The following is a 24473-nucleotide window of genomic DNA, read 5'->3' on the forward strand; positions in this document are numbered from 1 at the left end:
TAATCAGAGGTGGCACCGCGCGGATACAGGCGTCCTCTATGCATTAGCTGTTAGCTATGCGTAGAGGGCGCCTTTTGTTGTATGTCAAATGCCGAATCATCCAACGCTCATCACATTTCTCAGGAGGCACTACACATGAAAAAGACATTGATCGCAGCGGCGAGCACGGCAGTTTTACTCGCAGGATGTGCAACGACAGAACCAGCAGAAGACAAACAAGCGGACAAAAAGGTCCTGCATACGATGGAGAGTTACGACCTCCTGTCGGTCGACCCGGCAGACGCTATCACGTCAAACATCTTCAACCAAATTTATGAAGGACTCTATCGCTTCGACGCGAACAACGAACTTGTTCCAGCGGCAGCGAAATCACATAGTGTGTCTGAAGACGGAAAAGTCTATACGTTCAAGCTTGACCCGAATGCCAAATGGTCGGACGGAAAGCCCGTCACAGCAGAGAACTTCCGTTATGCATTTGAGCGCGTCATCAAAACGAACTCACCGTTCGCTTATTTGCTCGAGCCAGTCGAAAAAACGACAGCAATCGACGACGAGACGCTCCGAATCGAACTGAAACGTCCGACACCATACTTCCTTAGCATGACGACGTTCGGCACCTATATGCCGGTCCGGGAAGATATCGTCAAAGCAGAAGGCGACCAGTTCGGAACAAATCCAAAGACGAACGTCTACAACGGACCATTCACGTTCAAGAAATATCAAGCCGAGCAAGGGTATACGCTTGCGAAGAATGCTGAGTACGCAGACCGGAAAAACGTCAAGATTGACGAAGTCGACGTCAAAATCATCAAGGATCCGATGCTTGCGATCAACTTGTTCGAGTCAGGCGATCTCGATGTCGCACCACTCAACTCAGAGAACGTCGTCACGTACAAAGGGAAAAAAGAGTACAACACGTTCAGCGATTCGCGGATGTTCTTCATCCGGATGAACGAAAAGACGGATGCTTTAAAGGATAAGAAAACACGTCAAGCAATCGACGCGGCATACGATAAAAAGGCACTGACAGAAACATTACTCGGAAATGGATCACTCCCAGCGGATTACATCGTGCCGCAAGAACTTGATCCGAAATACGATAATGCGCGTCAAATCAAATCATCATATGATGCAACAGCGGCAAAAAAAGTGCTTGCGAAGCAAAATCTTGAGTTGACGATGTTGATCGAAGATGACGACGTCTCGAAAAAAATCGGTGAGTATATCCAAGGGGCGTTGAAGAAACAGAACGTCGACGTCAAACTATTGTCACTCCCGAAGAAAGAACGTCTCGCCCGTGAAGGGCGCGGGGACTACGATCTGTCGCTCGCGAGCTGGGCGCCGGACTATCAGGATGCAACGACATACTTGAACTTGTTCACGACAGGTAACCCGTTCAACATGATGGATTACTCGAATAAACAATATGATCGTCTCTTGAAGCAGTCTGAAAGTGAACTCGATCAAGACAAACGTCTCGCGTTACTCAGTAAAGCGGAAAGTGTGTTGCTCGACGATCAAGCGATCTCGCCTGTCTACCAACGGAAGAATGCTTTCCTGCAAAATACGGAAGTGAAGAATCTCGCCCGTCATAATGTCGGAACGGATATCTCGTATAAGTATGTTGAGATTGAGCGGAAATAAGAAAAAGAGAGTGATGGAAGATTTGATCCATCACTCTTTTTGATGTGTTTTTGTCAGTTCACTGGGAATCGTTTTTGAAAATCGGGTCAACTGACTTAAAACGGTTACAAAAGAAACCGATAGAGAGGACGGTGAAAGAAGATACAGGAAAGGGAGTTTCGGTTATGCGTAAATTACGAAGCAACTTGAAGGTACGGTTATTCTTTTGGGTCTTGGCGATCTCAGTCATCACGAGCGGCATCTCAGCTCAGCTCGTGCTCTATCTCCACCGTGGACTTGATGTCGCGGATACGAACGCGATCTGGATTGGAGCAGGGATTGGCTTACTATTATCGTTGATTGGGACGTCGTTGACGCAATTGATTCTACGTCAACCGATCAAAGCAATCGAAAAGGCGACAGAGACGGCACGCGAAGTCGCGAACGGCAACTTCAACGTCGATTTTGAAGAAGCGAAGCGCGGGGATGAAGTCGACCAACTGATGCACGAACTAGAAGTGATGGTCTTACATATCCGTAAACAAGCGACACAGATGGGAAGCTCGAGCGATAAGCTGACAGCGTCCGCGCAAGAGATTGCAGCAGCAGTCCAGGAAGGCAATGCGTCGGGTGAAAGCATTCGTTCAGCAATGGCAGAACTGTCCGCGAAGATGAACGAAAATGTCGATCAAGCCTACTTATCAATGGATGCCCTCGGTGCCGTCAAACGGACGATGGATGAAGTAGCAAAAGAAATGAACGAAGCCTTGAAATCAGCGACAGTCATGCAGACGGAAGCCCAAAACGGGAAGACACTCGCAACAGATTCTGTCGAAGCGATGCACATGATTTCGAAGAAGATGGAACAGTCGGCGACACTAAACGGTCGTCTGACGGATATGACAGGTGAGATTTCACGAATCACGGATGTCATCAGTGATATTTCGGCACAAACAAACTTACTCAGTTTGAATGCATCGATTGAAGCGGCACGAGCAGGAGAAGCAGGACGTGGATTTGCCGTTGTTGCAGCAGAAGTTAAAAAACTCGCTGAACAGACGGCAACATCAGCGAAAGAAATCACCGATTTGATTTCTGGCGTCAAGCGTCTCGTCAACGATACAGCGAACGCGATGACGGATGTTCAGAGTGAAGTCGCTACAGGTGTCGGACTCGTAGAACAAGCAGGATCGTCGTTCGAAGAGATTCATCATTCTACAGAAAATGTTTACTCACGCGTTAAATCGGTCGATCAACTCGTTGTCAAATCGGATCAAGAAATCGATCAAGTTGGCTTAACGACAGCGAATATCCTTGCAATGGTTGAGGAAGCATCGAAGCACGCGGAGCAAGTTTTGCAGGCGTCAAGCCATCAAGCAGCATCACTCGGCGAAGTGAACGGGGCGATGGAAGAGCTTGTAGCAGTAGCAGAACAATTACAAGAAGAGACAGGTGCAACGCGTCTGTAATTAATTAGAAATCGTACATCCGACATGGATGTGCGATTTTTTTTGCATTTTTTTTGAAGAAAGTTGTTAAATATTTTGAATGGGCGACGATATATAAGGTGGAAGCAGTCATCGACTAATTCTACCGTGTCACCCTTGGGCCGGCCAGGGGGCACATCTCGGAGAAGACGGATCTTCAAAGAGACAAAAAACTTATCCTATGGAGGGAAATTACAATGATTATCAATCACAACGTAACAGCACTTAACACGCACAACAAACTTTCAGCTGCAACTGGTGCGCAAAGCAAATCAATGGAGAAACTCGCTTCAGGTCTTCGCATTAACCGTGCAGGAGACGATGCAGCAGGTCTTGCAATTTCTGAAAAAATGCGCGGACAAGTTCGAGGCTTGGATCAAGCTTCGCGTAACGCACAAGATGGCATCTCAATGATTCAAACTGCTGAGGGTGCTTTGAATGAAACTCATGACATCCTTCAACGTATGCGTGAATTAGCAGTTCAATCATCGAATGATACGAACACTGGAGCAGACCGTGCAGAATTGCAAAAAGAATCTAACGAACTAGCAAAAGAAATTACACGGATTGCAAATACTACTGAATTTAACACCCAAAAATTACTGGATGGTCAAGGTGCTAGTGCACTTACATTCCAAATTGGTGCTAACAAAGGTCAAACAATGGCGATTAGCATTTCGGCAATGGATGCTAAATCTTTAGGTGTAGGTGATACTACAGCAACAGCTGCTACAGCAACTACTGCAGGTACAGATACAATTCTTGGAACAGCTGATGATGTTCCCGGCGCTGCAGCAACTACTGCTGGTGCTTTAGATATTAGTAAAGATTCAGCAACTGCAACGGCTGCAATCGATACAATTAATAAAGCGATTGAGAAGGTTTCAGCTGAACGTTCAAAACTTGGTGCGAACCAAAACCGTCTCGAGCACACAATTAACAATCTCAAAACCTCTTCTGAAAACTTAACAGCTGCGGAATCACGTATCCGTGACGTTGATATGGCGAAAGAGATGATGAACCAAACAAAAAACTCGATTCTTGGACAAGCTGCACAAGCGATGTTGGCTCAATCGAATCAAACACCGCAGGGCGTTCTTCAACTCCTCCGATGATTGATACTACCGGGCGTCTAATCTGGTAACGGATTAGATCATGACTGGGTGAATTGCTGGAACTCCTGAGAGCCTTGATGTACGACAACGTGGCTGGAAACGGCGAGCGTGATCGTTTTGAAAAACATTGAGGATTGGACAATCAGCAGCCAAGCACCTGTAGGGAAACCTTGGTGAAGGTTCAACGACTAGGATAGACGACCTAATGGACTTGTCCGATGGTTATGAAATCCGTACTCCGTAAACGGCGGGGGAAGTGCCCAGCTCCTAGTATATCTAGGATGAAGATATAGTCTTATCATTAGCGAAAGCTAATGCGCGTAGCAAGCGAACCAACAGCCGCAAGGCGTTCTCCAATTACTCCGTTAATCGTAATTGGAACATATCGATTGTTCAGGTCACGGACTCGTTCCGTGGCCTTTTTTGTTTTGTTGTACTAGAACTCTAACAAATCAGATGAATTGACCGATATACTACATAGAGAATATTTAAGGAGTGACCGACTATGAATTCCATCAATACGGAAATTCGCCTTCATCTACCTTCGAACGTCCTACCGTACGAAGCGACACGGAATGTGTTTGTGGAAGCGAATCAGGAAGCGCTAGCAGAAGAAGGAGTCGTTGTCCTACCGACACCACAGCATATTACAAAACTTGAAACAGCAATGGAACAAGCAAACATCAAACTTGAGCTTCAACGAACAGGATTGAAATTCGTCAAGCATGAAAAATTAAACGAATTTTATATTCAAGTTGTCGATACGAACAATAACGTCGTTCAGGAAATACCGAGTAAAAAGGAACTCGATTTCTTTGCGGCCTTCATGGAATTTAATCAATTAATCGATAAACGGATTTAACGGAAAGGACTGATTGGATGGCAGGTATTCGACTGAGTGGTCTTGCAAGTGGCATAGATACAGAAACGATGATTAAACAACTGATGCAGGCGGAACGAGCGCCGGTCGATCGATTATCGCAAAAAAAGCAGACACTGACATGGCAGCGTGATGCGTACCGAGAGATGAACCGGGCGTTACTTGATTTTCGGACAGCGGCAAGCGATATGCTGTTGTCGAAGAACTATCAATCGAAAACCGTCACGAGTTCTAATCCGATTGCGCTGACGGTAACGGCAAGTCCAGTTGCGGCAGCAGGTAGTGTAACGATTGACAGCATTGATCAACTGGCTAGTGCGGCTTCGATAACTATGGTCGCAGCAAGTGGGAAGAAAAGTGATGCCACACTTGAAGAGAGTGGATTGTTCACGAAAGACGCAAATGGAAAAATCAACGTCCAAATCAATACCTTCGATGCAACAGGCAAAGCGGTGACGGAAACTTTACAACTGGATGCAACACAAAAAATCTCGGATTTGACAGTAGCAATCAACGGTAAAACCAGTCTTAGTATGAACGCGGTCTTCAACGATTTAACAGGAAAACTGGTCTTAACGAAAACGAGTACCGGTAACTTGAATCCAAACGGTGCCGACATCTCGATTGTTGATGCTTCAAATAACACCGTAAAGATTAACTCAGAGGACAAAACCTTTGGTCGTGAAGGTCAGAACGCTAAATACACGATTGGTGGACAACAACTCGAACAAACAACGAATACCTTTACGCAGAACGGTCTGACAATCACCTTGAACAATGTCACGACGACAGCGACGACGATCAATACGACGCTCGATACACAGAAAAACTTTGATTCGATCAAAAACTTCGTCGATAAATACAACGACGTTATCGATAAGATGAACAAAAAAGTCCGTGAAGAAAAATACCGTGATTACCAACCATTGACGGATGCGCAACGCAAGGAACTGAGCGAGGATGAAGTCAAGAAGTGGGAAGAAAAAGCGATGAGTGGTGTTTTGAAGAACGATAGCTACTTACAGGACGGACTGAATCAGTTTCGGAGTGCGATCTCGTCGAAAATCGATACGGGTTACTCGTATACGTCAGGTACGGATACGATTCAACTCCAGTACTTGTCACAAATCGGAATTACTTCAACGAGTGATTTCCGTGACGGTGGGAAGCTAAAAATCGATGAGACGAAACTGAAGAAGATGCTTGAAGAACAGCCGGAAGGTGTTTTTAAACTGTTTACTGCTGACGCCCCGGAACCGACGAAGGATGGGCAAGGTAATCCAGTTCCAAGTCAAAACGGAATTGACGGTTTCGTTCGTCAGATTCAAGGCTTCGCAACGACACTCCGCGATAAGATTTCTGGAGTCGCCGGTCGGGACGGTGCAGTTTCAACGACATATCGGCTCGGAAAATCACTCGCTGATCTCGATAAGAGTATGTTGTCGTGGGAAGACAAGCTAAAACGAAAAGAAGACAGTTACTATCGCCGATTCGCGGCGATGGAACAAGCGATGAACCAAGCAAACAGTCAGTCATCAACGCTTGCTGGCTATCTCGGACAAGGACAATAAAAAGGAGGAAACGCGATGAACCCTTATGCGACGTATCAAACGAACTCGGTAACGACAGCGTTACCTCAAGATTTAACACTGATGTTATACGAAGGTTTGATCAAATTCTCGATGCTTGCGAAACGAGCGATCGAACAGAAGATGATCGAACAAAAAAATACGAACATCCAAAAAGCACAAGCAATTATTTCGGAGTTACAATTGACGCTCAATCAATCGATTGCGCTATCGAAAGACTTGAATAGCCTGTATGACTACATGCAAACACGCCTGATTGATGCGAATGTCAAAAATGACCTCGTTGCAATCGACGAAGTGATCGGTTTTGCGGAAGAATTCCGCGAAACGTGGAAAGAAGCGATGAAACTCGCACGGCAACGATGAGTCCGCTCGATCCGCTTCGCCTGAAGACGAAACGACTGATTGAACTGCTTGATCAAACGCCGAATGAAGAGACGTATGACGAATGGATCGAGAAGATTCAAGGTCTGCTGAACGAACGAGAAGCATTCATCGCGGCGCACTCGAATCTGCTTGCTGGTGCCAATCAAGCCGTCATCCAGGAGCTCGTCGCTGATAGTCGGAAAATCGACTTGAAATTATCAGCGGAAACGGCTAAATTAGGGGTACAAATCAGTCAGTTGCGTCAGACGCAAACGAGTCGTAAATCGTACGTTGATCCGTACGAAGAAGTCGATCATAGTTTTTCACCGTATTTTGATTCTCGTCAGTAACTTTCTTGTGTGAGGGAGGGATCTTTCGTGACCAAGCGGGAAGACAAGAAGCGTCCCGTACCGCAGCCGTATTTCCAATCGGACGGCTCGTACGATCAGTTCATTGAACCGGACGTTGAATCGGAATCATGGGAAGAATTCGAACGCCCTGTCTCCGATGCACCGGATGCCTACGAAGAAGAAAAATATCGTCGTGAGTCGTAAGCTCATGACAAAAAATGCCCTGTCCATTTCTGTGGACGGGGCATTTTGCCGTTCATTTAAAGCGGTAGGCGTTCTTCTCTTCTTGCTTGACGGTGTACATCGCTTCGTCGGCGCGAATCAAGAGTAGACTCGTCGTCCGACCATCGTCTGGATAACGGGCGATGCCGATTGACGGCGTGACCTGCATCGCAGTCGCGTCAAAGAAGAAGGGATCGTTCAAGCGAAGGAGGACATTCTCAGCGTAGGTGATCGTCTCCGCGCGACTGCGAGCGAGGAAAACGATGAATTCATCTCCACCGAGGCGTGCCGCTAAATCATCCTGCGTTAAATCAAGCTGCAACCGACGTGCTGTTTCCTGCAAGACGTAGTCTCCGGCGTCGTGGCCGTAGCGGTCATTGATTTGCTTAAAGCCATCGAGGTCGATGAAAAGCAGCGATCCTTCGGTTAAGGTTGCGAGCCGCGCTCCAAGGTGATCCTCGAAATAACGGCGATTTGGAAGTGCCGTTAATACATCGTGATAGCCGAGCTCTTGAAGCCACTTTTCTTGCGATAAGGCTTCTGTTAAATCGGACAGAATGACGTATAAATCCGCTTCACCCGGAATCGGAATCAAGGTTACTTCGAACGTCCGTCCATCGACAGGACGCATCAATAATTGCTTTTCACCAGTCTCGAGTTTCAGAAATGCCGCGATCAATTGATCGACTAACGCATCAGGAACATACCCGTGCGGGAAGTAACGTTCTGCTGCCGGGTTCATCGCTTTCTCATGCCCATTGCCGTCGAAGCGAATGATCGGTTGTGGGTGGGCGAGGAACAGGCGGCGATACTCTTCCTTCCGGAGTTCGAGTTGCATTGTATGGCGGTCGATCCGGTGTGTCAAATCGACTTCGAACGTCTCGAGTTCCGTTAGTAACTGACGATTGAGACGTTCGGAGAAAAACTGCCGGAACGTAAACAACGAGAACAAAATGATCAGGGTCGGGAAGTAGACATCCTGCGCCATCGGGAGGAACGTGATGCCCGTCAACAGAACGAGCAGACTGATGTACGGCAAATACGGTCGACCGAGCCGATCGCGTGCCGGCTGTTTCGGTGGAACATCTTTAAAGTAGATAGCTAGCTCAAACAAACTGACTGCATAGAGCGGGAAGAAGCAAGCGGCAAACGTTAATTGATCGCGAATGAAGAATGTGTAATAACCGAAGTTCGCCAAGATGAATACCATCATCGCCCGAATCAGTCGTCTGTGTGCTGGTCCACGAAGTCCTGTCGCATATAAGACCAGAAAGAAGAACAACTGCGCAATGAAACTAATCGCGTAGCCGAGCATGGCAACGAACTCGATGTCGGAGCGAGCGAACATCGGTACATGTTGCAGTATGACCGTGTAACCGAAGACGAAGACCATCCCGAATAAGAGGATACCGTCGACGTAGAGAAGCCGCGCATGACGGATCGATGACCAGTCGATCAATCGGGAAAAGGCGATGGCCGTCAACATTAAAAAGGCGGTCAATGTCAGGTTCGCAGCAGAGTCAACTTCCGGTGGGTGCGGGAAGAAGGTCAGGATAAAGTTGATCCAGAGACCACTTGCGAACAAGAGAATCGCGATGCCGACCGAACGTTCCGGGTGTTTTGGAAAGAACCAACGCCTGGCTTTAACAGCGACGAACGTCACAGCAAGTAGCGTCGCAAGAACGGCAATTATTGGAACGAATGGTGTTCTGCTAACGAGCAACATCACCCCATAGGTGATGAGTAAATAAAGAAGTGGTAACGTCGGTCGCATCGCGGACCTCCTTTCCTGAAGCGGTGTGTTGGCTCCTTTCGACGAGTGGTGAAAAAAATCCTTGTTGCGTCTATTGACGAACAAGGATCAATCCTGCTCTTGCACCCATTCCCAGTGGGTTCGTGCGTCTTTTTTAACTTTGTCGGTCGCCGTTTGACTTTGGAACAAACGGCTGTACCATAAACGGGCATGTTCTTTGTCTTTTGTCACAGCATATAAATCAGCAATCCGAAGCCATAGAACATCTTCTGGAATACCACTTTCTTTAACGGATGTGTAATTTTCGTAAAGCGAGACATACTTCTCGATTGCTCGGTTGGCCCAGAGTTGTTCTTCCGCTGATTGACCGGTTAAGCGATGCAACCAAGACAGACGAACGCCGAGCATTGCTTGGATCGCCGGCTTTTGCTCTGTCACTTGAGCCGTGTAGAGGCACAGCTTATAGAGCTGGATCGCCTGCTCGATCGTCCGTTCTGTGCCAACAAACGGCAAGACGGGAAGCGTCGGCAGGATGTGATTTTGCAAGGTCGCCCGAACGTCCGGCGATAATTTTCCGAACGACTCGTGGAAGAAGAATCGACAATGGCTACACTGGACCGGTTCGTACAGATAGACATTGACGCCTTGATGGCGGATGAAGCCATCAAAGTCGGTCGAGGCGACACGGATATGTCGTGACAGGACACGTTTCGTCTCGGTCGTCTTCAAGCAGTAGGGGCAGGTGCATTTTTTAAGGTATAAGTCTGGCATGTAGGGGAACTCCTCTAATTCTAGATTACACGAAGACGTTGACGAGCATGCCTTTGATCTCGCCGACTTGGTCGAGGATATCGAGCCGGCGCGATTCGCCAGAGATGACCGTATCTGTCAACTGCAGGAGCTTCGCATCGACTTGCTCGACGACTTTATAAATCTTCGTCCGACCGCGGCGGTTGAAGCCGCGCTTCTCTTCGAGTTGTTGCGATTGGTCGAGGGCGTCTTTTAAGAAGTCCTTGATTTTTTCCTTATAGCTTTCGAGATGCTCGATCGTCTGACTTTCAGCGAGCAGTTGTCCATGTTCTTCGACGAGGGCGAGCTTCTGTTGCAGGCGCTCGTAACCTTTATGGTCGCGCTTCTCTTGCATCAAGGCAGAGAACGTCGTCGACGCCTCGACTTCACGCGGACCACCTTTTAAGGACTGGAGTCGTTGCGTTTCTTGGATGCGGCGGATATCCATCGGGTCTGCCTCCTTAGTTGAGTAATTGTAAGACGCCTTGCGGCAAGGCGTTTGCTTGAGCGATCATTGCCATCCCCGATTGATTGAGGATGTTGTACTTCGCATATTCCATCATCTCACGCGCCATATCCGTATCGCGAATTCGTGATTCCGATGCTGTTAAGTTCTCAACACTGACACTGAGGACGGATGACGTCGCTTCAAATCGATTCTGGATTGCGCCGAGCTGTGCTCGCTGCTGGGAAATCGTATCGATTGCTTTCGTATACCGGCTGATCGCGTCGTTTGCGTCCGTAGCCGTCATGACGCTAAGGGCGTACTCGGGTGCATTCCCACTCGGAAAATCAAGTGGACGAATCGACGGATTCGTTTGTGTCGTTGAACTGATATCAAGCGCGAGAGCTTGCATGTCGTCAATCGTGATCGAGATGCCTTCGTTTGCTCCTGCGTTCGTCTGGATGAACAGGGCGCTATCGGCATCGTTGAACTTACCGCTTAGTAATTCCTTGCCGTTGAACTGTGTCGTCTTCGCAATCCGTGAAACTTCGTTCGTCAGCTGGTTGATCTCTTCTTGGATTGCTGTCCGGTCTTCCGTTGCGAGCGTGCCGTTGCCCGCTTGGACGGCGAGTTCGCGCATCCGTTGTAATAGATTGTGTGTCTCACTGAGTCCACCTTCGATCGTTTGGACCATCGAAATACCATCGAGGACATTCTGTTCCGCTTTATCGAGCGCCTTCAAGCGATTACGCATCTTCTCTGAAATCGCGAGACCAGCTGCATCATCCGCGCCCCGGTTGATCTTCTGACCGCTCGACAGTTTATCCATCGTCGTCTTGACGTTCGTCTGGTTGATGCTGAGATTGCGATAAGCCTTTAAGGCTTGGACGTTATTCGTGATTCTCATTCGTATTCCATCCCTTCGTATCGTTGATGATGTGCGGCGCGCACGAGCGGTCGATCGACGGTCTGTGCCGCTTGCCAAGTGACGCGTAAATCTTCTGCCAGTTCGAGTAGTTCGTCTAAGGTACGTGGTGTCTTATAGACCTGTAACGTCTGCTCGGCAAGATAGTAATAGAGCGCATCGAGTTGTGCGGTGATGATACCACCGTCGTCGTTTAGCCCTGCCTGCAGTTTGTCGAGTAACTGATAGGCTTTTTGTAAGCGTTCGTTGACTTCGTCAAAGCGGTTCGCGTCACGTGCGAGAATAGCCTGGTCATATTGAAGGACGAGTCCCGTCAACATCACTTCCGTCAGCTGTTGCGGGGTCATCGCGTAAAGTTCTTGTTCTATCATGTCTGCCGTCCTTTCGCGTTGTCGAGTTCTTCGATCAATAAGAGCAGTTCTGCCATTACGTCGTACAGTTGCGGCGGAATCGCTGTCCCGAGATCGAGATCAAGCAAGTGACCGAGCAAGGACGTATCGTGTTCGATCGCGACGCCGTTCGCCCGTGCTTCTTGCAGGATTCGATCGGCGGCTTGTCCGCTGGCCCGAGCGACGACGACCGGTGCTTGACCGGATGCTTCATCGTAGCGGAGGACGGCAGCGGTCTTGCGTCCGGTTAAATCGATTTTCTGATACATAACGGTCTCTCCTTTTTAGATACGATAGTCGTAGCCACGTGGCGTCTCGTCTTGTTTGACGGTCTCCGTCACTTGCTCGCGCGTGAATGGACGGAACTGGATCCGGACATCTTGGTAACCAGTTGCTTGTAAGGCGTCCGTCGTCCGCTCGAGGAACGGGGTCGCCAGTTGTTCAAGAACGGGAAAATCATTTTCAATCGTGATCTGCATCTTTCGATTGACGGTCTCGACGCGGACACCAATCTCACCGAGGCGTGGCGTATTGAGCTGGACATACAACGTATTGTTTTCCCAGTCGATCACTTCGTCCGGGCGTTTGTTCTGTAAATGGACATGTAGTCCTTCCGTCGCTTCGACGAGTTGGACCGGCAACGCCAGCAGAATCTGGTTCAACTGTTGCTGGCTGTCCGGTTTATTAACTTGCTGTTGTGCTGCGAGGAACGTCTGCAATTTGGCGGCTTCCGGATTCGCTGCCGGCGTACTGAGTTTCAGTTCCGCTGTCTGGAGCTGAAGCGTCTTTTGGACGGTCTCCTGCAAAAGGCGTGGACTGTTCTGTTGCGGCTCATACGGAACAGCTTTTGTTGCGACCGGCACCGGTAACGCTGGTGCTTGCGGTGGTAATCCTTGCATCTCCGGTAAGTAAGTCGGACGAATGTTTGCTGGCGCATAACGGAATGCTTCAAACGCAATGCGAACTTCCTGTAAGACGGCTTTTGCTTCCGTGCCGCGTCCGAGTAGCGCCAGTTCCGCGCCCCGTTCGAGTTTCGATAAGAAATGAATCAGCTGTTTTTCATCTTTCATCGAGGTATGCAACAGAGCATCCGTTTGTTGGAAGACTTGTTTTAAGCGTTGTGCGGTACTCTCGATGACGGCGACCATCTGGACAGGACGTGTCTCGACGAGCGGTTCGATCTGCCGGAGTTGCGAAACGATCGTTCGCTGTTGGCTCTTGAAATCGTTGGTGATTTCAGCGAGACGTGGTGTTACTTCGCGGACGAGCGTCAAAGCAGAACGGACCGGTGCCGTTTGCCCCGTTACTGGTTCCGGTTGACTTGCCCGTGCCGTCAGACCGATCAGTTGCTCGCGGACGCTCGTCTTTGGCTCGAGCGGCGCTTGCGGGAAGTAGGGCGTCAGCTGTTTGCGAACTGTTTCAACATCGCCTCGTTCAAGCGTAGCGACGAGTGCCGGGCGTTTCTCCGCTGGAAGGTGTTCAATGTATTGCCGGATATGCAAGGGCGACGCTGTCTCGATCTCGCGTTGCGTCGGTAGTGTGACGCGAGCGACGTCAAGCGCGACGGCTTTTTCGAACGTCGGCTGCTCCTTTAAGGCGTCTCGTTCCGGCAGGACGTCCGGATAATCTTCCGTCGTCGCGAGGAGACTTGCGATCAAGACGTCAGCGTCAATGGGCAGTGTCGTGTCCGGTCGCGACACGAGTTCGAGTGCTAAGTTCTTGTACGTGCCTTGCAATGCCGTCACGAGCTGAGCGACGATTTCCGGTGTTTGCGGCAGTTGACCGCTTGCGAGTAACTTCGCAACAGCTTGCTTTAGTTCAGCCGGCACGCCTTCTAGCAAAGCAGGATCAACGTTTGACGGAACGGACAGGACAGGTGGGGTTTCCGCATCCGGTGTCGCGGGTGTCAGTTGTTCGATCAAGTAACCTTCTGCGGTCTGTCCTTTGACCTTGAACTGAAAATCACCTGTCGGGACGTCGCCCGTGAAGGTCATCTCGATCTTATCCCGACCGACCTGGACGAGAGCCGTATGTGGTCCGGTCTGCTCAAGGACCGTTCCCTTATAGGTCTTCGTCTCCGAAAGCGGCGTCTGACCAGGGGATTGCGCCGGACGTGCCGGGTTCAATTGGATGTTCATCGAGAAGCCTCCTTGTTTTTTAAAACTATCATCTCATTATATATCGGCAGAAACCAAAAAGGATTGAGCGAATTCATCGCCCAACCCTGATTTTTTTACGGTTAATCTTTAAGATTTGATTGCATTAAAGCGTTCCTCTAATGTCATCGCGTTCAATTGTTGATAACGAGCCATCAGCTCGCCAGTTGCTTTCATTTGGTTGCGGACGATGTAAGGAGAGGCGTTTACGGGAAGGATCATGCCATTACGAGTCTTGAGCTTCGTCTGTCCGTCTTCCTCGATGACTTCGGACATGTGGCTCCAAGCGTACCACTCGCAATCATCACGTTTCGGTGATTTCGTTGGGAAAAACACGAGGCCAAGTGTCGGTTCAATAACAACTGGGACTTTTCCTTTCACAGATGCGACACGTTTTGCTGTCACGATGCGTTCCTCAATGGAACTGTTGTATTGCCTGCAGGAAAGCTGCAGTAGTTGATACGGCCGAAGCGGTGTCATGATGGTCGAGCCATCCTCGAGTACGATGATGGATTGCTTCATCATGTCGTAGCACGGGAGAATCGCCACCGTCCGTTTCGTGATTCGATACTTTTCGTCATTATGGAATGGTCGCATTCGACTACATCCTCCTTAAGATAGGACAATGGATAAAATAGGTAATTACTAACGATATAATACAATAATACAACTGTAATGACAACGTAATTTTTTAAAATATAGACCAATAAGTAGGGAATATTATTCATTTTTCGGAATGAATTCAAATTAATCAGAATTTTTAATTGTCAATAATTCCTTCTTTTGATAGACTAAGCCGTAGAGAGCTTGCTCTCGAACTCTGGTTTGCGAAGGGAACGTGAATTCGAATGGAACAAGGTAAAGTAAAATGGTTTAATGCTGAAAAGGGTTATGGTTTCATCGAGACGTCTGACGCGAAAGACGTATTCGTACACTTCTCAGCGATTCAAGTCGATGGTTACAAATCACTTGAAGAAGGCGAAGAAGTGGAATTTGAAATCGTTGAAGGCGATCGTGGTCCACAAGCTGCGAACGTTTCAAAGATCTAATCCAATAGCAGCCGCCACCGTTTTTAGGCTATTCGCCTAAAAGCGGTTTTTTGTTTTGAGTTCGAATAAAACGGGTATATACGTTAACATCAACATGCTTCAATATTATCGTACGCTAAGAACAGGTGGGAACGTTCATGAGAATGTCATCGTTTTCATGGTCTTCCTTCACTTATCGTGCTATAATAAAAACGAACCAAAGAATTTCGAATATTCAGAAGGAAACGACTGAAGCATCTCGAATTCATAGGTTCAACCGGTTACTTAAGGAGGAGTTTACATGATCTACAACATTCGCGGTGAAAACTTGGACGTCACAGATGCTCTCAAGGATTACGTCGAGAAAAAGCTTGAAAAGTTAACTCGTTATTTTACAACTCCTACGGAAGCGCAAACGGCTTATGTCAATCTCAAAGTCAACAATGAGAAGCAAAAAGTCGAAGTGACGATTCCAATGCCAAACCTCTTGCTCCGTGCAGAGGATATCAATGGCGATATGTATGCAGCAATCGACCTCGTCGTCGATAAGCTCGAACGTCAAATCCGGAAACACAAAACAAAGTTGAACCGGAGAGGACGCGCTAAAGAAGGCGGCATCGGAGAGTACTTCAAAACGCTCGAAGGACCGGAAGCGGAAGCGCCAGTCTATGAAGAGGACGAGGCAGAACTCGAACTCGTTCGGACGAAGCGTTTCACACTCAAACCAATGGACACGGAAGAAGCGATTCTTCAGATGGACATGCTCGGACACGCATTCTTCGTCTTCTCAGACGCAGAAACGGGCAACACGAACGTCGTCTACCGTCGTAAAGATGGTCGTTACGGTTTGATTGAACCAGAATAATGAATGCAACAGGGACTCGCTCTTACGGGCGGGTCCCTTTTTGATATGATGGAAAACTATTTTTAAACACGATACGTTTGCTTTATGACAAAAGACCGAGACCGCTGCTTGGTCCGCTTGTTGAAATTTGACGTCGTATTCGGTACACTGAATAAAGGAAAAATCTCGGAATTCTGTTCGTTCAAAGAATCGTTCGAAGTAAGGGGACTGTAAGGCATGGCTAATTTTCTAAAAGAATTATTTGCACCAACGAAACGTGTCCTGAAGAAAGCCGAAAAAGCAGCAGACGCTGTAGAAGCATTCGAGACACAAATCGGTGCGTTATCGGATCAAGAACTTGAAGGAAAAGTCGTTGAATTCCGTGAGCGTCTTGCTAACGGAGAAGACTTAGATGATATTTTACCGGAAGCTTTCGCGGTCTGTCGCGAGGTTTCGACACGCGTTCTCGGCATGCGCCACTACCGCGTTCAGTTGATTGGTGGATATGTCCTGCACAACGGGGACATCGCCGAAATGAAAACCGGGGAAGGTAAGACGCTTGTTGCGACACTCCCTGTTTATTTGAATGCCCTCGCTGGCAACGGCGTTCACGTCGTTACCGTCAACGAATATCTCGCAAAACGTGACCGTGACATCATGGAGCCTCTTTATGCGGCACTTGGTCTATCGGTCGGCTTGAACCTCTCAAGCATGTCGCGTCAGGAGAAACAAGCAGCCTATAGCTGTGACATCACGTACGGAACGAACAACGAGTTCGGTTTCGACTACTTGCGTGACAACATGGTCCTCTATAAAGAAGACCGTGTACAACGACCGCTCCATTACGCTGTCGTCGATGAAGTCGACTCGATCCTCGTCGATGAAGCACGGACACCACTCATCATCTCAGGGTCTGCCGAGAAATCGACAGCGCTCTATTCGCAAGCGGATGCATTCGCAAAAATCATGAAAGCAGATGAAGACTACACAGTCGACATCAAAACGAAAAGTGTTCTGTTGACGGAGCAAGGGATCGACCGGGCTGAGAAATACTTCGGCATCGATAACTTGTTCGGTCTCGAGCACGTCTCACTCAACCATCACTTGAGTCTCGCACTACGAGCGAACGCGGTCATGCATCGCGACGTCGACTATATGGTTCGTGAAGACGAAGTCATGATCATCGACCAGTTCACAGGTCGTGTCATGGAAGGGCGTCGTTACTCGGAAGGTCTGCACCAAGCAATCGAAGCGAAGGAAGGCGTCGAGATTCAACGCGAATCGATGACGCTTGCGACGATCACGTACCAAAACTTCTTCCGGATGTATACAAAGCTTGCTGGGATGACCGGTACAGCGAAGACGGAGGAAGAAGAATTCCGTAATATCTACAACATGCACGTCGTACCGGTTCCGACGAACAAACCAGTCGTCCGAAACGATATGCCGGACTTGATCTTCAAAACGATGAACGGGAAGTTCGCTGCTGTCGCAGACGAAATCGAACGTGCCCACCGCGAAGGACAGCCGGTCCTCGTCGGTACGGTTGCCGTCGAGACGTCAGAGTTGCTCAGCAACATCCTCAAGAAACGTGGCATCCGTCACGAAGTCTTGAATGCGAAAAACCACGCACGTGAAGCGGAAATCATCGAGAACGCGGGTCAAGCGAACTCAGTCACGATCGCAACGAACATGGCTGGTCGTGGTACCGACATCAAGCTTGGTGAAGGTGTCTTAGATAAAGGTGGTCTCTTCATCCTCGGAACAGAGCGTCACGAATCACGCCGGATCGATAACCAGCTCCGTGGTCGTGCTGGTCGTCAAGGGGATCCAGGGGCATCACAATTCTATCTGTCACTTGAAGATGAATTGATGCGTCGTTTCGGTTCCGATTCGTTGCAATCGATGATGGATCGTCTCGGAATGGATGATTCACAACCAATCGAGAGCCGAATGGTGTCTCGCGCCGTTGAATCGGCTCAAAAACGCGTTGAAGGCAATAACTTTGATGCGCGGAAACAAGTCCTCGGCTACGATAACGTCATGGCGGACCAACGGAAAGTCATGTACGCGGACCGGGCAGCAATTCTCGATGCGGGTTCCGTGTCAGATATCGTCCGTCCGATGATCGAGCAGACGATCGAAGCAGGCGTCCATCAGTACACACCGGTCGAGTTCGTACCGGAAGAGTGGAGCATCGGTGCGCTTGCAGAATGGGCAAACCAGACGCTTGCGATCGAAGAGAAGGTCACGGAAAGCGACCTCTTCGGAAAAGAACGCGAAGAAATCATCGAGTTGCTCAAAGAGCGGACATTCGCACACTACGAGCACAAACGGTCAGAAGTACCAGCCGAAGCATTTGATGAGTTTGAAAAAGTCATCGTTCTTCGTGCCGTTGACCAACACTGGATGAACCACATCGATCAAATGGATCAACTCCGTGAAGGGATTCACCTCCGGGCATACGGTCAAAACGACCCGCTCCGTGAATACCAATCGGAAGGTTCGATGATGTTTGATGCGATGAACGCTGCGATCGCAGAAGAAGTGACACAATTTGTCCTTCGTGCGGATCTCGATCCAAACCTCAAACGTGAAAAAGTCGTCCAAGACGAAGTCGCCGTTTCAGGTAAGGAAGACAAAGCGGTCAAGAAAAAGCCGGTCCGGAAAAATCCTAACGATCAAATCGGACGCAATGATCCGTGCTGGTGTGGATCCGGTAAGAAATATAAGAACTGTCACGGCCGTCAGGCATAAGTGATGAATCGACTGAAAGAGAGGCAGGAGATTCCTGCCTCTCTTTCACGGAAAGAGAAGGTGGAACACATGGAATTAGCAGAAATTCGCAACACCGCCGAGTGGATGGAAAAGAAACTCGACGAATATAAGGCATCACTCGACCTCGAGTCGAAGATTGCTCGGATCGAAGAACTTGAAAACGAGATGACGTACCCAGACTTCTGGAACAATCAGGAATCGGCGCAAAAAGTCATCGATGAGTCGAACGGCTTAAAAGCAATGGTCGACAAATACAAAGAACTCGAAGCAGGTCATGAGAACGTCGCCTTGACGTACGAATTGATCAAGGAAGAGCCGGATGCGGATCTTCAAGAAGAGCTCGAGTCAGAACTTGGCGATCTCAAGAAGAAGTTCGAAGACTTCGAACTTCAAATCCTCTTGAACGGTGAGTATGACGCAAACAACGCGATCCTCGAGTTACACCCAGGTGCGGGTGGGACCGAGTCGCAAGACTGGGCATCGATGCTTCTCCGGATGTACCAACGTTTCTGCGACAAGCAAGGCTGGAAAGTCGAAACGATGGACTACCAACCGGGTGATGAAGCGGGTGTCAAATCAGTCACGCTCCGTATTCAAGGGCACAATGCCTATGGATACTTAAAAGCCGAAAAAGGGATCCATCGTTTAGTCCGGATTTCACCATTTGACTCGTCAGGTCGCCGTCATACATCGTTCGTCTCGTGTGACGTCATGCCGGAATTCAACGATGACATCGACATCGAAGTCCGTACGGAAGATTTACGGATCGATACGTACCGTGCCTCTGGTGCCGGTGGTCAGCACATCAATACGACAGACTCGGCTGTCCGGATCACCCACGTTCCAACAGGCGTCGTCGTCTCCTGTCAACAGGAACGGTCGCAGATCAAAAACCGTGAAGCGGCAATGAAGATGTTGAAAGCAAAACTCTACCAACGCGAAATCGAAGAGCAACAAAAGAAACTCGACGAGATCCGTGGTGAAAAATCGGATATCGCATGGGGTAGCCAAATTCGTTCGTACGTCTTCCACCCATACAGCATGGTCAAGGATCACCGGACGAACTATGAAGTCGGGAACACGCAAGGGGCAATGGATGGTGACATCATGGGCTTCATCGATGCGTACCTCCGTCTCATGAATATGTAAGACAACCAACCAGTCGGACGATGTTCGACTGGTTTTTTGACCGTCAAAGGGGGAACAGTGATGCAGGAGCAAAGTCGGATCAACAAACAAGCGTGGGAGTACCGGGCGTATGAATTTTGGGAGAAGCGCGACGGAACACCGGCGGAATATGCTGCGATCATCAAACAAGATCCAGCCGCAAGCCTAAAGAAACATCGTCGTCATCTCGAGGACGTCGCCGGGAAGACGATCGCGAACATCTGTGGTTCGAACGGACGCAAGGCGGTGCCGTTAGCGTTACTCGGGGCAGACGTCACGGTGTTCGATATCTCGGAGGAGAATGCCAAGTATGCGCTTGAACTGGCGCACCATGCTGAGACATCAATCCACTATGTCGTCGGCGATCTTTACGCGATTGACCTTGAAAGATATCGCGATACGTTTGATCTCCTCTACTTAGAAGGCGGGATTTTGCATTATTTTGCGGATCTCGAGCGTTTTCTGCAGATTCTCTTTACAATCTTGCGACCCGGTGGACAGTTGATCCTTAGTGATTTTCACCCGGTCGGTCGCTGGATCGATGCGGACTTGACGTATCGACCGCGTTATTTCGATCAAGCGGTACAAGCGGGTGATTTGGCGTATAAGACACACTTTACGGACGCGGAACAAACCGATTTTCCGGATGTCTCCGTCCGCTATTTTACACTGAGCGAAATCTTAAACGGTGTCCTGCGAACAGGTTTCACATTAAAGCGATTCGATGAGCATCGGGGCTGGAACGGTGAGAACATTCCGAAGGAATTTACGCTTCTTGCAACAAAACCACTCGAAGGGAGCAATATCTGATGATCATTCGTAAAGAAGGCTTCAAGGATGCAGCGGGAATCCGGCTCGTTCACGAAGCGGCATTCGAACAACCGAACGAGGCAAACCTTGTCGATGCCTTACGCGAGGATGAAGCAGCGCAACCGGTCTTCGGTCGCGTCTCGGTAACTGATAAAGGAGAAATCGTCGGACACGTCCTCTTAAGCCGGATCCATATCGATGACATTCCGTCGCTTGCTTTAGCACCAGTCGGCGTCCGGCCGGTCTGGCAACGAAAAGGAATTGGTTCCGAATTGATCCGTCAAGTGATTGAGGATGCGCGGGACGCCGGTGAATCACACATCGTCGTGCTCGGTCACGACAGCTACTATCCACAGTTCGGTTTCGAACGGGCGATCGACTATGATATTCACCCACCGTTCCCCGTTCCGCCAGAGGTCTTTCTCGTCCTTGCGCTTGAACGAAATGGGTTGCGCGGTGTTAGCGGCATCGTCCGCTATAGTCCGCCCTTTAGTGCGGTATAAAGGGAACACTGTGAGTTGTTCCGCCTATCTAGTCGTTGTCTGACTTTTCCGCTAAAATGAAACACGAGAATCAATCGATAAGGGGAAATGGAATGTCATGACATCGACACGTCAGGAAGTCGTGCGCGATTATGCGTATTTGTTAATCGGGTCCTTGTTCGTCGCAAGTGCCTTTAGTTTATTTTTAGCACCGAATCAACTCGCCTCAGGAGGCGTCAGTGGCTTATCGATCGTCTTGAACGATTTGTTTGGGATCTCGCCCGGGTTATTCCAACTCGTCGCGAACGTTGTCTTACTAGCGATCGGGTGGATGATCCTCGGGATGGGGTTTGGTGTCAAATCACTCGTCGGTTCAATCTTTTTACCGGTTGTCATCCTCGTCTACGAGCGGTTCGATGTTCCGGCTGCGACGATGAATCCGATGCTTGCCGCGATTTTCGGCGGTGCCGGTGTCGGAATCGGACTCGGTCTGATCTTCCGGGGACGGGCGTCGACCGGGGGAATGGATTTGATTGCGCAAATTTTGCATCGCTTCACCAAGTTGCCGCTCCATCTCTGTATTGCCTTGCTCGACGGAACGATCGTCATCAGTGCGGCGACGATCTTCTCGCTCGAGATCGGATTGTATGCGCTCGTCGCCTTGTTCATCACGATCAAGATGATCGACGTCGTCCAGCTCGGGATCACGAACGACAAGCTCGCCTATATCATCTCCGATCAACGGGAAGCGTTAGTGAAGGAAATCTTCGAGACGCTCGATCGCGGGGCGACGGAGATCGAGGCAGCAGGTGCGTTCACACGGACACGGAAACCGATGCTGATGGTCGTCGTTCGCCAAGGGGAGATCACGACGCTCAAAGAGATCGTCAAACACATCGATCCGTCGGCGTTTCTCGTCGTCAGTGAAGCCCACGAAGTGCTCGGTCTCGGTTTTACCGATGATAAACGTTACCGGAATGTGCCGTAATTGTTCCGAACTCGTGAAGTTTTTGTGAAATCACGCTTAACTCTTCCGGATAACGGTTATACTCTAACTAGGTCAGAAGTGTTTTTGCAGATACTTACAAGAGGGGGATATCCGGATGAAGCTGAAAAACTTGTTACTTGCGTTAGGTTTAGGAACAACGCTTGCGCTCGGGGCGTGTGGCGGCAGTGACGATTCAAGCTCTAGCGATTCGTCAAGTACGAAGGAAGAGTCGACGATGAACGATGATTCGTCGAAGACGGAAACAGCAGTCGATGCGGAAAAAATCTTCGCGAACAACTGTGCATCGTGTCACGGGAACAACCTTGAAGGGAACGTCGGACCGAACCTGACGAAGGTCGGCTCGAAGTATTCTTCAGAAGAAATCCAGGAAATCATCAAGAACGGGAAAGGGCAAATGCCTGCCGGACTCTTGAAAGAGGATGAAGAAATCGTTGCCGTTGCCGACTGGCTCGCTGATAAAAAGTAATTATGGGATATGATGGGGTACGAGATGACACACGACACGTGTTCGTCATTCGTGCCTCTTTTTTATGGTATAATCGCCTGAAATGACATTTGATTGTAATGTGCGTTCAATTTTGTCCCTGTTATAATGGTGGTCGGTAGGTTTTTAGACCTATCCATCAGCATCAGTAAATAAATAAGGATGTGAAGTACGTGATCAAGATGCAACGAATCAGTAAGATTTATCCGAACGGCGTCACGGCACTCCGTGAGGTCGATTTGACGATCAATCAAGGCGAATTCGTCTATATCGTCGGTCCGTCGGGTGCGGGTAAATCAACATTTATGAAAATGATGTACCGCGAAGAGAAACCAACGAGCGGTTCATTTTTATTTAAAGGAATCGAAGTCGGTAAGCTGAAGAACCGTCAAATCCCCGAACTTCGTCGCCAAATCGGCGTCATCTTCCAAGATTTCAAACTACTCCCGTCATTGACGGTTTATGAAAATGTCGCCTTCGCGCTAGAAGTTGTAGGAGAAGACAAATCACAAATCCGGAAGAAAGTCCTCGAGGTTCTCGATCTCGTGAAGCTCAAACATAAAGAGCGCAACTATCCGGACGAATTATCTGGGGGCGAACAACAACGGATCTCGATCGCGAGAGCCATCGTCAATCGTCCGTCACTCGTCATCGCCGATGAGCCGACTGGGAACCTGGACCCGGATACAGCATGGGAGATCATGGAAGTATTTGAAGAGATTTATCGCCGTGGGACAACGGTCGTAATGGCGACACACAACCGAGACATCGTGAACAAGATGCGTCATCGTGTCTTAGCAATCGACGGAGGAAAAATCGTCCGAGACGAAGAGAAAGGAATGTACGGCTATGAAGTTTAATGGATTCCGTCATTTACGGGAAGGGGCAAAAGGTCTCGTCCGGAACGGCTGGATGACATTCGCTTCTGTCAGTGCTGTTACCGTCACTTTACTTCTCGTAGGAATATTCGCAATGCTCATGTTCAACGTCAACAAGATTTCCGATAACGTCGAAAAAGACGTTGAAATTCAAGTGTTCGTCGAACGAGAAGCAGACCAGTCGAAGATTAATGCAGTGGGTGACTCCCTCAAGCAGATGCCGGGTGTCAACTCTGTTCGTTATAGTTCGAAAGAAGAAGAACTGGACCGCTTCAAGGAGCAACTTGGCGAAGGCTCACAAGCTTATCAGTCGGTTGAAAAGGATAACCCACTTCACGACCGATATATCGTCAAAGCTACCTCACCAAAAGAGACAGAAACACTTGCAAATTCCATCAAAAAAATGGAAAATGTAGATAGTGTCGAATATGGTAAGGACTATGTTAAAAAGATGTTTAACTTCCTTGAAGGAGTTCGGATCGGTGGAATCATCCTGATCGTCGGATTGACATTCATGGCAATGTTCCTCATTTCGAACACGATCAAAGTCACGATCTTCTCCCGTCGCCGGGAAATCGAGATCATGCGCCTCGTCGGAGCGAAAAACGGATTCATCCGTGCACCGTTCTTCGTCGAAGGATTACTGATGGGCATATTAGGCGCCATCATCCCGATCGTCGTCGTCTACTTCGGTTACGAAGTCTCTTACAACGCGATCCAACCGCAACTTGCTACCGTGAATGCGGGAATCTTCTCGCTGATTCCACCAGGTGAACTGTCGGCACAAGTCGTCTTGATCCTACTCGGACTCGGTGCATTCATCGGTGTATGGGGATCTACGACATCACTCGGTCGTTTCTTGAAGATTTAAGTGATTCACTCAAAAATAAAATAGAGGAGAGAT

At 48.9% G+C, this 24473-nt stretch carries 26 protein-coding genes and 1 other annotated feature (1 of these 27 running past the window's edge); of the genes, 18 read left to right on the top strand and 8 right to left on the bottom strand.

Annotated features, from left to right (window positions below; translation table 11 throughout):
- Positions 1-40 (top strand) — a binding site (T-box leader); it begins 198 nt to the left of the window's first position.
- Between the two features lie 95 nt (positions 41-135).
- The 8 genes from KNQ15_RS03100 to KNQ15_RS03135 all read left to right on the top strand — a co-directional run bounded on the left by KNQ15_RS03100 (position 136) and on the right by KNQ15_RS03135 (position 7614).
- On the top strand, positions 136-1644 hold the full coding sequence (locus KNQ15_RS03100) for a peptide ABC transporter substrate-binding protein (RefSeq protein ID WP_214727727.1): 1509 nt from the start codon (positions 136-138) through the stop codon (positions 1642-1644).
- A gap of 164 nt (positions 1645-1808) precedes the next feature.
- Positions 1809-3092 (top strand): methyl-accepting chemotaxis protein, encoded by a 1284-nt coding sequence (locus KNQ15_RS03105; RefSeq protein ID WP_050678723.1) that lies wholly within the window; start codon positions 1809-1811, stop codon positions 3090-3092.
- Between the two features lie 215 nt (positions 3093-3307).
- Positions 3308-4225, top strand: coding sequence for a flagellin Hag (hag, locus tag KNQ15_RS03110; RefSeq protein WP_214727742.1), 918 nt, complete (start codon positions 3308-3310; stop codon positions 4223-4225).
- 505 nt (positions 4226-4730) lie between these two features.
- Complete coding sequence (locus KNQ15_RS03115; RefSeq protein ID WP_214727750.1) at positions 4731-5087, top strand: flagellar protein FlaG; 357 nt, start codon at positions 4731-4733, stop codon at positions 5085-5087.
- A gap of 17 nt (positions 5088-5104) precedes the next feature.
- On the top strand, positions 5105-6676 hold the full coding sequence (gene fliD / locus KNQ15_RS03120) for a flagellar filament capping protein FliD (RefSeq protein WP_214727760.1): 1572 nt from the start codon (positions 5105-5107) through the stop codon (positions 6674-6676).
- A gap of 15 nt (positions 6677-6691) precedes the next feature.
- Positions 6692-7060, top strand: a complete 369-nt coding sequence (fliS, locus tag KNQ15_RS03125; protein ID WP_035410054.1) for a flagellar export chaperone FliS — start codon at positions 6692-6694, stop codon at positions 7058-7060.
- Positions 7024-7410 carry a hypothetical protein gene (locus KNQ15_RS03130; protein WP_231496899.1) on the top strand — a complete coding sequence of 129 codons (387 nt, stop codon included), beginning with the start codon at positions 7024-7026 and terminating at the stop codon, positions 7408-7410. The genes fliS and KNQ15_RS03130 overlap by 37 nt, the downstream gene beginning before the upstream one ends.
- Before the next feature lie 27 nt (positions 7411-7437).
- On the top strand, positions 7438-7614 hold the full coding sequence (locus KNQ15_RS03135; protein WP_169738097.1) for a hypothetical protein: 177 nt from the start codon (positions 7438-7440) through the stop codon (positions 7612-7614).
- A gap of 52 nt (positions 7615-7666) precedes the next feature.
- Here the strand turns inward: KNQ15_RS03135 and KNQ15_RS03140 are convergent, their stop codons facing one another.
- The 8 genes from KNQ15_RS03140 to KNQ15_RS03175 form a co-directional block, all read right to left on the bottom strand.
- A complete protein-coding gene (locus KNQ15_RS03140) occupies positions 7667-9406 on the bottom strand; it encodes a sensor domain-containing diguanylate cyclase (RefSeq protein WP_214727762.1) in 1740 nt (579 codons plus the stop codon).
- A gap of 87 nt (positions 9407-9493) precedes the next feature.
- Positions 9494-10156: a DUF2225 domain-containing protein gene (locus KNQ15_RS03145; RefSeq protein ID WP_214727764.1), complete on the bottom strand. Its 663-nt coding sequence runs from the start codon at positions 10154-10156 to the stop codon at positions 9494-9496.
- Positions 10157-10181: 25 nt separating this feature from the next.
- Positions 10182-10622: a YaaR family protein gene (locus KNQ15_RS03150; RefSeq protein WP_058705025.1), complete on the bottom strand. Its 441-nt coding sequence runs from the start codon at positions 10620-10622 to the stop codon at positions 10182-10184.
- Between the two features lie 13 nt (positions 10623-10635).
- Positions 10636-11526, bottom strand: a complete 891-nt coding sequence (locus KNQ15_RS03155; protein ID WP_214727766.1) for a flagellin N-terminal helical domain-containing protein — start codon at positions 11524-11526, stop codon at positions 10636-10638.
- The gene (locus KNQ15_RS03160) at positions 11523-11915 is read right to left on the bottom strand and encodes a flagellar export chaperone FliS (protein ID WP_214727768.1); all 393 of its coding nucleotides are present in this window, start codon (positions 11913-11915) and stop codon (positions 11523-11525) included. The genes KNQ15_RS03155 and KNQ15_RS03160 overlap by 4 nt, the downstream gene beginning before the upstream one ends.
- Positions 11912-12202: an EscU/YscU/HrcU family type III secretion system export apparatus switch protein gene (locus KNQ15_RS03165; protein WP_029342503.1), complete on the bottom strand. Its 291-nt coding sequence runs from the start codon at positions 12200-12202 to the stop codon at positions 11912-11914. The genes KNQ15_RS03160 and KNQ15_RS03165 overlap by 4 nt, the downstream gene beginning before the upstream one ends.
- 15 nt (positions 12203-12217) lie before the next feature.
- Positions 12218-14071 (bottom strand): hypothetical protein, encoded by a 1854-nt coding sequence (locus tag KNQ15_RS03170; RefSeq protein ID WP_214727770.1) that lies wholly within the window; start codon positions 14069-14071, stop codon positions 12218-12220.
- 108 nt (positions 14072-14179) lie between these two features.
- Positions 14180-14686 (bottom strand): competence protein ComK, encoded by a 507-nt coding sequence (locus tag KNQ15_RS03175; protein ID WP_029342501.1) that lies wholly within the window; start codon positions 14684-14686, stop codon positions 14180-14182.
- A 251-nt stretch (positions 14687-14937) separates the two neighbouring features.
- On the opposite strand from KNQ15_RS03175, the gene KNQ15_RS03180 reads away from it, so the two are divergent.
- From KNQ15_RS03180 to ftsX, 10 genes are all read left to right on the top strand, one after another.
- Positions 14938-15138 (top strand): cold shock domain-containing protein, encoded by a 201-nt coding sequence (locus KNQ15_RS03180; RefSeq protein WP_023469248.1) that lies wholly within the window; start codon positions 14938-14940, stop codon positions 15136-15138.
- Positions 15139-15418: 280 nt separating this feature from the next.
- Positions 15419-15982 carry a ribosome hibernation-promoting factor, HPF/YfiA family gene (gene hpf / locus KNQ15_RS03185; protein WP_023469247.1) on the top strand — a complete coding sequence of 188 codons (564 nt, stop codon included), beginning with the start codon at positions 15419-15421 and terminating at the stop codon, positions 15980-15982.
- A 216-nt stretch (positions 15983-16198) separates the two neighbouring features.
- Positions 16199-18718, top strand: coding sequence for a preprotein translocase subunit SecA (secA, locus tag KNQ15_RS03190; protein WP_029342500.1), 2520 nt, complete (start codon positions 16199-16201; stop codon positions 18716-18718).
- 69 nt (positions 18719-18787) lie between these two features.
- Positions 18788-19888: a peptide chain release factor 2 gene (gene prfB, locus KNQ15_RS03195; RefSeq protein ID WP_023469245.1), complete on the top strand. Its 1101-nt coding sequence runs from the start codon at positions 18788-18790 to the stop codon at positions 19886-19888.
- Between the two features lie 60 nt (positions 19889-19948).
- A complete protein-coding gene (locus KNQ15_RS03200; protein ID WP_214727772.1) occupies positions 19949-20716 on the top strand; it encodes a class I SAM-dependent methyltransferase in 768 nt (255 codons plus the stop codon).
- A complete protein-coding gene (locus tag KNQ15_RS03205; RefSeq protein WP_029342497.1) occupies positions 20716-21219 on the top strand; it encodes a GNAT family N-acetyltransferase in 504 nt (167 codons plus the stop codon). The genes KNQ15_RS03200 and KNQ15_RS03205 overlap by 1 nt, the downstream gene beginning before the upstream one ends.
- A gap of 97 nt (positions 21220-21316) precedes the next feature.
- On the top strand, positions 21317-22186 hold the full coding sequence (locus KNQ15_RS03210) for a YitT family protein (protein ID WP_023469242.1): 870 nt from the start codon (positions 21317-21319) through the stop codon (positions 22184-22186).
- Positions 22187-22301: 115 nt separating this feature from the next.
- On the top strand, positions 22302-22673 hold the full coding sequence (gene cccB / locus KNQ15_RS03215) for a cytochrome c551 (protein WP_029342496.1): 372 nt from the start codon (positions 22302-22304) through the stop codon (positions 22671-22673).
- 191 nt (positions 22674-22864) lie between these two features.
- Positions 22865-23551 carry a cell division ATP-binding protein FtsE gene (gene ftsE, locus KNQ15_RS03220; RefSeq protein ID WP_029342495.1) on the top strand — a complete coding sequence of 229 codons (687 nt, stop codon included), beginning with the start codon at positions 22865-22867 and terminating at the stop codon, positions 23549-23551.
- Positions 23541-24440, top strand: coding sequence for a permease-like cell division protein FtsX (gene ftsX, locus KNQ15_RS03225; RefSeq protein ID WP_214727774.1), 900 nt, complete (start codon positions 23541-23543; stop codon positions 24438-24440). The genes ftsE and ftsX overlap by 11 nt, the downstream gene beginning before the upstream one ends.
- The last annotated feature ends 33 nt before the right edge of the window (positions 24441-24473 follow it).

Source organism: Exiguobacterium sp. s168 (genome assembly GCF_018619035.1).
Lineage (GTDB): Bacteria > Bacillota > Bacilli > Exiguobacteriales > Exiguobacteriaceae > Exiguobacterium_A > Exiguobacterium_A acetylicum.

Excerpts from the sequence above, each read along its gene's own strand:
- KNQ15_RS03205 (WP_029342497.1), top strand. The coding sequence starts at position 20,716 with ATGATCATTCGTAAAGAAGGCTTCAAGGATGCAGCGGGAATCCGGCTC.
- ftsX (WP_214727774.1), top strand. The coding sequence starts at position 23,541 with ATGAAGTTTAATGGATTCCGTCATTTACGGGAAGGGGCAAAAGGTCTC.
- fliS (WP_035410054.1), top strand. The coding sequence starts at position 6,692 with ATGAACCCTTATGCGACGTATCAAACGAACTCGGTAACGACAGCGTTA.
- fliD (WP_214727760.1), top strand. The coding sequence starts at position 5,105 with ATGGCAGGTATTCGACTGAGTGGTCTTGCAAGTGGCATAGATACAGAA.
- KNQ15_RS03200 (WP_214727772.1), top strand. The coding sequence starts at position 19,949 with ATGCAGGAGCAAAGTCGGATCAACAAACAAGCGTGGGAGTACCGGGCG.
- KNQ15_RS03150 (WP_058705025.1), bottom strand. The coding sequence starts at position 10,622 with ATGGATATCCGCCGCATCCAAGAAACGCAACGACTCCAGTCCTTAAAA.
- hpf (WP_023469247.1), top strand. The coding sequence starts at position 15,419 with ATGATCTACAACATTCGCGGTGAAAACTTGGACGTCACAGATGCTCTC.
- KNQ15_RS03170 (WP_214727770.1), bottom strand. The coding sequence starts at position 14,071 with ATGAACATCCAATTGAACCCGGCACGTCCGGCGCAATCCCCTGGTCAG.
- KNQ15_RS03140 (WP_214727762.1), bottom strand. The coding sequence starts at position 9,406 with ATGCGACCGACGTTACCACTTCTTTATTTACTCATCACCTATGGGGTG.
- KNQ15_RS03175 (WP_029342501.1), bottom strand. The coding sequence starts at position 14,686 with ATGCGACCATTCCATAATGACGAAAAGTATCGAATCACGAAACGGACG.
- KNQ15_RS03145 (WP_214727764.1), bottom strand. The coding sequence starts at position 10,156 with ATGCCAGACTTATACCTTAAAAAATGCACCTGCCCCTACTGCTTGAAG.
- KNQ15_RS03160 (WP_214727768.1), bottom strand. The coding sequence starts at position 11,915 with ATGATAGAACAAGAACTTTACGCGATGACCCCGCAACAGCTGACGGAA.
- KNQ15_RS03105 (WP_050678723.1), top strand. The coding sequence starts at position 1,809 with ATGCGTAAATTACGAAGCAACTTGAAGGTACGGTTATTCTTTTGGGTC.
- KNQ15_RS03100 (WP_214727727.1), top strand. The coding sequence starts at position 136 with ATGAAAAAGACATTGATCGCAGCGGCGAGCACGGCAGTTTTACTCGCA.
- KNQ15_RS03180 (WP_023469248.1), top strand. The coding sequence starts at position 14,938 with ATGGAACAAGGTAAAGTAAAATGGTTTAATGCTGAAAAGGGTTATGGT.
- KNQ15_RS03165 (WP_029342503.1), bottom strand. The coding sequence starts at position 12,202 with ATGTATCAGAAAATCGATTTAACCGGACGCAAGACCGCTGCCGTCCTC.
- prfB (WP_023469245.1), top strand. The coding sequence starts at position 18,788 with ATGGAATTAGCAGAAATTCGCAACACCGCCGAGTGGATGGAAAAGAAA.
- KNQ15_RS03115 (WP_214727750.1), top strand. The coding sequence starts at position 4,731 with ATGAATTCCATCAATACGGAAATTCGCCTTCATCTACCTTCGAACGTC.
- KNQ15_RS03155 (WP_214727766.1), bottom strand. The coding sequence starts at position 11,526 with ATGAGAATCACGAATAACGTCCAAGCCTTAAAGGCTTATCGCAATCTC.
- cccB (WP_029342496.1), top strand. The coding sequence starts at position 22,302 with ATGAAGCTGAAAAACTTGTTACTTGCGTTAGGTTTAGGAACAACGCTT.
- KNQ15_RS03210 (WP_023469242.1), top strand. The coding sequence starts at position 21,317 with ATGACATCGACACGTCAGGAAGTCGTGCGCGATTATGCGTATTTGTTA.
- secA (WP_029342500.1), top strand. The coding sequence starts at position 16,199 with ATGGCTAATTTTCTAAAAGAATTATTTGCACCAACGAAACGTGTCCTG.
- hag (WP_214727742.1), top strand. The coding sequence starts at position 3,308 with ATGATTATCAATCACAACGTAACAGCACTTAACACGCACAACAAACTT.